This window comes from Vibrio sp. 05-20-BW147 (assembly GCF_013369385.1).
GTDB lineage: Bacteria > Pseudomonadota > Gammaproteobacteria > Enterobacterales > Vibrionaceae > Vibrio > Vibrio floridensis.
Map to the genome: position 1 here is coordinate 1 of NZ_SZTO01000052.1, position 1,816 is coordinate 1,816.

The following is a 1,816-nucleotide window of genomic DNA, read 5'->3' on the forward strand; positions in this document are numbered from 1 at the left end:
TGAAACTTTAACTTTGAAATTGAGCAAGCTGCACTCACCTCACCCAAACACTGCATTTCAATGAGGTAACTCTCTGAACTTTTAACGCCCAAGAGTTAATGTCCAGCAAACAGCGACCGTTGAAATCAACTTGCCGACAAGACCAAAATTAGAAAGCTGATAATGCAAAGAAAAGATGCAACCAACTGATTTTACGTGACTAAACATAACGCTGCGTTAAGGGGTGAATGCCGCCTAAAACAACTTGCTGCAGAGCACTTTCACCACCAAAACTCACCGCATACCAAAAATGCCACGCGGCATGAATCCCTCTTGAACGCCTTGTTATGAGACTTTCCCACCATCGACTAGGTCAAAAATTTAGACAATATCACACCAAGTAAAACGGGAATCAGCACTAAACTCCAATTATAGATATATCCCAATAGTTTGGTTCTATTTTTAATATCGATGAGCAACAAGTACCTCATGTATAACTTCTCATACCCACTTGTCCCATAGATCCCAGAAATACTTGACACCCTTAAGTAACGAAGAAATCGACGTACGCACTTATTAATAAACTCATCTGTAACATCGTCAGGAGAGATACCATACTTTATTACTATACTACCTTCTGTTCTACCAACCCATTTTGACTTGTAAGGCCTGATCGTAACTACCACATCACCTGTAGGTGACAATGAAAAAGCTAATCCAGCACCTTTTTCGAAATCTTGTTTGGACCCACCATTTTCCAATGGTTCGGTGATACCGGTATATTGTGACTCAGAGGTAACCTGAATTGATTCCAAATTTTCAATGCTATCATTTACTTGAGAATGTAATAAAAATGGATAGTTATTCTCCTTTGCTGACAATACAAGCTCATCGAAATGCGTTTTAATTTTATCTTTAACCACAAGTTTCCAATTTAGTCGTCTTCGCTCTAATTCAAAATGACTTTTGGATATTCTTTTTGATTCTGATTTTAAATTCATAAATACCACATTCCTAAACTAGTCTCATAACGCCCTGTTAAGGGGTGAGCAACGCAATACCGAAGCCACCGCATACCACCTTAAACACTAAAGCCAACGAATGGTGAAAATGCCACGCGTTGCGAATCCCTCTTGAACAGTTTGTTAGGTGCTTACAATCCCGGGTACTTTCCGTCTGAATCGACATAATCAACGGCTTCTAAGAACCACTTACCATTATTACTTTTTTTCATCCTATACTCATAGTCCGCTACAAAACCTGTGCTGTCAGTATGCTTTGTAGTGATTTTCGCTCTGTTTTCTATCATTTCTTCTGTTACGATAGTTTCATTCTCTGGGTCATGAGATGACTCAGATCCAAATGCTATTGGCTCACCAACAAAGTCTGACTGACAATATTTAGATAGTATATTCTTTGTATATAACTCGTTGGCGAGTTGCATTGCACCACCACTGTGCTTAACTTCCGATTTTGTTAGTTTATATGCTTTGTCGTTCCAGTCTTTATAATCGATCAGATACGATTTCACCAATAGCCGAGGAGATTCGAATGTATTTCGAGAGCACAATGTAATTAACCATGAGATAAAGCTATCGATAAATTTCATAAACACATATTTCTCCTATTCGCATTGGCACCTAACGCCCGGTTAAGGGGCAGCCAACGCCATTACTAAGCTTACGCATAACACCGTAACCACAAACACCAACGCATAATAAAAATGCCGCGCGTTGGCTGTCCCTCTTGAACCGCTTGTTATGTTTAAGCTTCAATGACTTACGTTTTACCAAAACCAAGATTAACTCAGCTTTGATTCACAAACAAAAGCCAAGAC

General features: G+C 39.2%; 3 protein-coding genes. All 3 read right to left on the reverse strand.

What is annotated here, in order from left to right; all coding sequences use genetic code 11:
* Positions 1–199: 199 nt before the first annotated feature.
* A complete protein-coding gene (locus FC652_RS19655; RefSeq protein ID WP_176299854.1) occupies positions 200–328 on the reverse strand; it encodes a DUF3265 domain-containing protein in 129 nt (42 codons plus the stop codon).
* 19 nt (positions 329–347) lie between these two features.
* Positions 348–980: a hypothetical protein gene (locus FC652_RS19660; protein ID WP_176299852.1), complete on the reverse strand. Its 633-nt coding sequence runs from the start codon at positions 978–980 to the stop codon at positions 348–350.
* Between the two features lie 152 nt (positions 981–1,132).
* Entirely contained in the window at positions 1,133–1,588 is a 456-nt protein-coding gene (locus tag FC652_RS19670; RefSeq protein ID WP_176299853.1) for a hypothetical protein, read from the reverse strand.
* Between the last annotated feature and the right edge of the window lie 228 nt (positions 1,589–1,816).

Bases quoted from the DNA above. Each gene is read 5' to 3' on its own strand.
- FC652_RS19660 (WP_176299852.1), bottom strand. From the start codon at position 980: ATGAATTTAAAATCAGAATCAAAAAGAATATCCAAAAGTCATTTTGAA.
- FC652_RS19670 (WP_176299853.1), bottom strand. From the start codon at position 1,588: ATGAAATTTATCGATAGCTTTATCTCATGGTTAATTACATTGTGCTCT.